General features: G+C 54.3%; 5 protein-coding genes. All 5 read right to left on the minus strand.

The features are described 5' to 3' along the window. A partial coding sequence (locus ACEW8P_RS23780) for a hypothetical protein (RefSeq protein WP_373515556.1) occupies positions 1-362 on the minus strand: 362 nt, incomplete at its 3' end. Next, positions 359-1,519, minus strand: a complete 1,161-nt coding sequence (locus ACEW8P_RS23785) for a 1-deoxy-D-xylulose-5-phosphate reductoisomerase (protein ID WP_373515557.1) — start codon at positions 1,517-1,519, stop codon at positions 359-361. The genes ACEW8P_RS23785 and ACEW8P_RS23780, both read right to left, overlap by 4 nt. Beyond that, a complete protein-coding gene (locus ACEW8P_RS23790) occupies positions 1,516-2,433 on the minus strand; it encodes a PfkB family carbohydrate kinase (RefSeq protein WP_373515558.1) in 918 nt (305 codons plus the stop codon). Before ACEW8P_RS23790 ends, ACEW8P_RS23785 begins: the two co-directional genes overlap by 4 nt. Before the next feature lie 158 nt (positions 2,434-2,591). Next, positions 2,592-3,920: a xylose isomerase gene (xylA, locus tag ACEW8P_RS23795; RefSeq protein WP_373515559.1), complete on the minus strand. Its 1,329-nt coding sequence runs from the start codon at positions 3,918-3,920 to the stop codon at positions 2,592-2,594. Positions 3,921-4,097: 177 nt separating this feature from the next. Further along, positions 4,098-6,209 carry a peptidylprolyl isomerase gene (locus tag ACEW8P_RS23800; protein ID WP_373515560.1) on the minus strand — a complete coding sequence of 704 codons (2,112 nt, stop codon included), beginning with the start codon at positions 6,207-6,209 and terminating at the stop codon, positions 4,098-4,100. Positions 6,210-6,279 lie beyond the last annotated feature (70 nt).

The following is a 6,279-nucleotide window of genomic DNA, read 5'->3' on the forward strand; positions in this document are numbered from 1 at the left end:
AAGATTTCCCGCCTTGGCACGCGGAAGGCCACCGCGATGATTGTGCCGCCAATGGGCGTAAAGAGCAGCGGGGTAAGAACGGCGATGCCGATGATACCGAACCGCTTCCAAATACGTACGGCCATGCGGCTGGATTTAGTGAAACGCTTGGGCGGCGCTTTTCGCCAGCGCTTTATCAATTCCTGAATGCCCTTGCCGACGTAGGTAAACAGCAAGACGCTGACCATCATGCCCACTGCCGAACAAAGGGCAGCCTCGTACCAGGTCAGTCCCAGCGCTAAGCCCGTGAGTGGCCCGGCGACGAATTTGAGCGCCGCAGACAGGACGACGGAAAGGTACTTGAGCAACAGGATACGACTCATACGATCGCGTGGACTAGCTCCGCCGCTACGCGCCGGGCTTCGGTGTCGCTCGCTACGTAGTCGGCGTAATCAGGATTGTGTACGAAAGAAACCTTAGCGGCGCAGTTCTCAATGACTTCGGAGATTTCCAAAAAACCAATTTCGTCGTTCAGGAAAGCGGCCACCGCCACCTCGTTGGCGGCGTTGATGACACAGGGCAGGTTGCCACCTTTCGCCAGGGCCTCGAAGGCCAGCGGCAGGTTACGGAAGGTGTCGGTATCAGGTTTCTCAAAAGTGAGGGAAGGGTATTGCGTAAAGTCGAAGCGGGGAAAGTCGGCTTGCAAACGGCGGGGGTAGCCCAACGCATACTGAATCGGCAACCGCATGTCGGGCAAGCCCATTTGGGCCTTGATGCTGCCGTCCTCGAACTGCACCATCGAATGAATGATACTTTGCGGATGCACCACAACGTCGATTTGGTCGGGCGCGAGGTCGAACAGCCACTTCGCCTCGATCACTTCCAGCCCCTTGTTCATCAGGGTGGCCGAGTCGATCGTAATCTTTGCGCCCATAGTCCAGTTGGGGTGTTTCAGGGCCTGTGCCTTAGTGACGGTGGCCAGAAAAGCGCGATCCTTTCCCCGGAATGGCCCGCCTGAGGCCGTCAGGATTATTTTCTCGATCGGGTTTTGCTTTTCCCCAACCAAACACTGGAAAATAGCCGAATGCTCGGAGTCCACGGGTAGGAGGGCAACTTTGTGTTTCCTGGCAAGAGCGGTAATCAGTTCGCCCGCCACGACGAGCGTTTCCTTGTTCGCCAGCGCGATGTCTTTCCCCGCCTCGATCGCCCGCATTGTAGGCAGTAGGCCAGAGTAACCCACCAAAGCTGTCAGCACCATGTCGATGTCGTCTGACTCCACAACCGACGCCAGTGCTTCTTCGCCCGCGTACACCTTGATTCCCAAGGGCGAAAGCGCCAAATCTACTTTCGAGCGAAGCTTTTCATTACCAATTATTACCACTGACGGACGAAACTGCACCGCCTGCTCAATCAGTAAATCGGCATTGCTCTGTGCCGTCAGTACCGAAACCGAAAAAGCAGCAGGATGCGCCGCCACGACTTCCAGTGCCTGCGTCCCGATGGAACCTGTCGAACCTAATATGGCAATGCGTTTTTTCATTTAATCTCGAAGCTCGCCAACTGCACGAATTCCTTGACCCGCCCAGTGATTTCTTCTTGGGTTAGATTGACCAGCCGCTCGCTACCAAACTTCTCGACGCAGAACGACGCCATGGCCGATCCGTAGATGATGGCCCGTTTCATATTTTCGAACGAAATGTCGTCCGTTTGGGTCAAGTAGCCGATGAAGCCTCCCGCGAAGGTATCGCCCGCGCCCGTTGGATCGAAGACTTCTTCCAGCGGCAGGGCGGGAGCGAAGAAAATACGGTCGTCCTGGAAAAGCAGCGCGCCGTGCTCGCCTTTTTTGATGACCAGCGTTTTAGGTCCTTTGTCCATAATGACTTTCGCCGCCTTACGCAGCGAGTACTCGCCCGAAAGCATACGCGCTTCCTCGTCGTTGATCGTGAGCAAGTCGATGAGCGGCAGCACAGCTTCCAGATCGGGCATCGCGATGTCCATCCAGAAATTCATAGTATCGAGCATAACCAGTTTGGGGCGCCTTTCCATACGCTCCAGCACCAATTTCTGAATGGCCGGAGCCGTGTTGCCCAGCATCAGGTACTCGCAGCCCTGGTACGAAGCCGGAATGACCGGATCGAAATCGGCCATCACGTTGAGTTGCACGTCCACCGTATCGCGGGTGTTCATGTCCTCGTGGTACTTTCCCGACCAGAAGAAGGTCTTGCCGTCTTGCTTGATCTGCAAACCTTCCGTGTCGATGCCGTGTGACACGAGCACATCGATCATTTCCTGTGGAAAATCGCCGCCAACGACGGCGACCAGGTTATTTTTCTTAGTAAAATACGAAGCGGCCAGCGTGATGTACGTGGCGGCGCCGCCGATGATTTTGTCCGTTTTGCCAAAAGGCGTTTCGAGGGCGTCGAACGCCACGGATCCTACGGTTAGTAAGCTCAAATGAGTTTAAGGTTTAAAGTTTAAAGTATTGTAGAGACGCCGATTTATCGCGTTTCGCGGGCGGCAGCCAGCGACGAAAAAACGACGTAACCAAAACTACGCTGAATGAACCGATACCCCTCAGCAGCGGCTGACCCATCGGCGAACCGTGAACGAAATCAAATGAACCTGTTAATCACATTCTCCAAATACTCCTGCCGACCGGAGATGGTAGCGGGTTCTTCGCTTCCAGCGGCTAGTTTAAAGAGGTCTTCCAATCGAAAATTTCCTTTTTCGAATTCGGCGCCATTGCCGCTATCAAAGCTGGAGTAACGATCCTTGCGAATTTTATGGTACTCGCCGTTTTGGGTGATTTTGTCGGCGACAAGCAGGGCGCGGGCCACGACATCCATACCGCCGATATGGGCATGGAAAATATCTTCCACGTCGGTCGAGTTGCGGCGGCGCTTGGCGTCGAAGTTAATTCCGCCGCCCGCCAGTCCGCCCGCATCGAGGATGATGAGCATAGCCTGCGTCCACTCCATGAGGTCGTTAGGGAATTGGTCGGTATCCCAGCCGTTCTGGTAGTCGCCACGGTTGGCGTCGATGGAACCGAGCAGCCCCGCATCAGCGGCAACTTGCAGCTCATGCTGGAACGTGTGGCCGGCCAGCGTGGCGTGGTTTACTTCCAGGTTCAGCGAGAAATCTTCCAGCAAATCATACTGCCGCAGAAAGCCGATAACTGTAGCCGCGTCGTAATCATACTGGTGCTTGGTGGGTTCGCAGGGCTTGGGTTCGATGAAGAACTTGCCCTTGAAACCATTATTGCGGGCGTAAGTCACGGCTAGTTTCAGCATTTGGGCAAAATGTTCCTGCTCGCGCTTCATGTCGGTGTTGAGTAGTGTCATATATCCTTCACGGCCACCCCAGAACACGTAGTTCTCACCACCCAACGCGATGGTCGCGTCCAGTGCCATCTTGATCTGCGCCCCGGCCTGGGCCGTTACCGCGAAGTCCGGGTTGGTGGACGCTCCGTTCATGTAGCGCTCGTGGCTGAAAAGGTTGGCGGTTCCCCACAACAGTTTCGCGCCGCTGTCGGCTTGCTTTTGCTTGAGGTAGTTGGTGAGCGTTTTCAGGCGTCCCTCGTTTTCCTGCACATCGTTGCCGTAGTCCACTACATCCAGGTCGTGGAAGCAGTAGTAGGGCGCACCGATTTTGGTGATAAATTCAAAAGCCGCGTCGGCTTTGTCCTTAGCCCGCGCGACGGGATCACTTTTTTCGTCCCAGGGATAAAACAGCGTCTGTCCGCCGAAAGGATCAAGACCCGAGCCGCAGAAGGTGTGCCAGTAGGCCACTGCGAAACGCAGGTGTTCCTTCATGGTCTTGCCGCCTACCTCGCGATTTTCGTCATACCAGCGGAAAGCCAGTGGGTTGTCAGTTTCGGGGCCTTCGTATTTGATTTGTCCGACGCCTTTGAAGTATTCGCGATCGCCTAAGAGAATGTCCATTTTTGATTATGAGATATGAATTATGAGATATGACAGGGCCGTCTTAACGGTTATTAGATTTCTTTTAAAGTGTAAGAATGACATTTTAAAGAAAAACTACCCTTCATTTAATAAAAAAAGACCGGGGCGTGGTTGGCTCCGGCCTTCTTCAATAAAGCCCTTCAAACAAAACATCTACTAGAAAAACTTGGCGCGGCGATCGACAATGTTGGCGTTGTCGCGCACGGCCTCATTGAGCAGAAAGCTGGCCCGGCTCTCGATGTTTTGCTGGATTTGCGATTTGTAAGGTGTGTAGTCGGCGATCTGGGGAGCGGCAGTTTTGCTGAGCTGCTCCATCACGAACACCCCGTTCTCGCCGGGGAAAGGATTGGTCTTCTGGCCCTTTTTTAGGCCAAATCCTTTGCCCAAAGCGTAAGGATCGAAGCCCGCTGAACTTAGTAGGCCCGTAGCCAGTGTAATATCTTCGGCGGTTTCTACCAAAGCACCAGCCCCGTACTTCTTGGCGGCGTCATCCAGGTCGTTCACAGTACCCAGCTTATCAATGATCTGCTCTGCCTTGAGTTGATTACGTACTTTGGCGGTAAGTTCGTCGCGGAAGTCGTCCACCTTTATGTCGTCGGCCTCCGTTTTTCCGGTAAGTACCGCTACGACGTACTGGTCGTCGGTTTCGAATACCTGCGAGACTTTATTCAGACCCGTTTTATCATTGAAGGCCCAGCGAACTATCTCGCGGGCATTCTGAATGGCGTTGACGTTGCTGGAATTTTCGGGAATGCGCGTCGCGGTGGCAATCACCAGCGACTTATCCTTAGCCACGGCTGCGTCGAATTCTTCTTTGCTCTCGACCGAAGCGGCAAACTGGTCGGCTTTGCGGTAGGCATCGTCGCGCGTAGCCTGGCTGGGCGCGATGGTCTTGGCGATAGTCGCCAGGCGGTAGAGCGTATTAGACTTGGCGTCGGTCACTTTTATAATGTGGTACCCAAACTGGCTTTCCACCAGGCGGGGGATCAGTCCGGTGCCGTTATGGGAGAAAACCGCGTCCTCAAAAGGCTTCACCATGCCGCCGTTGTTCTGAAAGTACCCCAGATCACCGCCACGCTGCGCCGATTGCTGGTCGGTGCTGTTGGTAGCGGCGAGGGCTTCGAAACTGGCTCCGCCGCGAAGTTGGCTCAGGATACCTTCGGCCTTTTGCCGAGCAGCGGATTTGGCGGAGTCGGTGGGATTTTCGAAACTGACCAGAATGTGGCTGGCACGAACGGTCGATAGCGAATCTTTCCGGGTACCACCGTATTTATAAATAAAATACGTGTCGCCTTCACGATAGGGTCCGTACACGCCGCCGGGAACAAACTCCTTGACAGCTTCCTTCAACTGGTCGCTCATGTTGGCGTAGGACATCGTCGTTGGCATAGCAATATCCGAGTTCATGCGGGCGTAGGCCGAGTCGTTGGCAGCAGAAGCCAGCCCGCGGGCCATGTCCTTGATCTCGGTATTGAGCGTCGCGCTGTCCTCCGGGTTAGGTACCACAGGGAAGGTTACGTACTGAACCGTACGGGTGTCTATGCCCTTGTATTCGTCCTTATGGTCCTTGAGGTACGACGACAACTGCGAGTCGGTAACCTTGATGGTCGTGTCGGGCATGGAGTAGAAAGGCACGTACAGGTAGCGCAAATTGGCCTTCGTATTCTGGGCCATGTATTCCTTCTCAGCCTCGGCCTTGGTCACGTACGAAGACATTTGGACAATTCCCTCGTACTTCTGGCGCAGACGATCCGCGTAGAGGTTTTTTTCAAAATCGGCCCACGACTGTTGTTGAGGCAGCGGTAGGGTTTTCAGGTTTTTGAGGTAGTTGACCACCGCGCTCTTGTCGAAAGCACCCGTCGTAGGGTTGGCAAATGCCTGCTGAATGGCGGGGCTGATGTGGTTACCCTGCACCATGTCCGTCTTTTCCTCGTCCGTGACAGTCAGGCCCAGATTATCGTACTGCTTTTTGTAGGCGATGTCGATAATCATCTGGTTCCAGGCCTGCTCGCGTAGTGCGGTGAGTTCTTGCTCGCCCGCCGCGCGGCCCGTTTGGGCTTCGTAGTTCTGACGCATCACGTCCATTCGTCCCTGGAAATCCTGGATGTTTATTTCTTTTCCGTCTATTTCCCCGAGCGTCTGATTGTTGCCGCCGCCGAAAAGCGTGTTGTTGCCGAAGAGGTCGCCCAGCACGAAAAGGGTAATACTGATACCGATAAGCCCCACGGCCCAACCGGAGTTTTCTCTAATCTTGTTAATTACTGACATGGTACATTTTCAAATTTGACCCGCAAAATAAAATCTTTTCTTGGTGGTATGCAAGGATTGGGCCGGAAAG

This window comes from Persicitalea sp. (assembly GCF_041751555.1).
Lineage (GTDB): Bacteria > Bacteroidota > Bacteroidia > Cytophagales > Spirosomataceae > Persicitalea.

Bases quoted from the DNA above. Each gene is read 5' to 3' on its own strand.
- ACEW8P_RS23800 (WP_373515560.1), bottom strand. From the start codon at position 6,209: ATGTCAGTAATTAACAAGATTAGAGAAAACTCCGGTTGGGCCGTGGGG.
- ACEW8P_RS23785 (WP_373515557.1), bottom strand. From the start codon at position 1,519: ATGAAAAAACGCATTGCCATATTAGGTTCGACAGGTTCCATCGGGACG.
- xylA (WP_373515559.1), bottom strand. From the start codon at position 3,920: ATGGACATTCTCTTAGGCGATCGCGAATACTTCAAAGGCGTCGGACAA.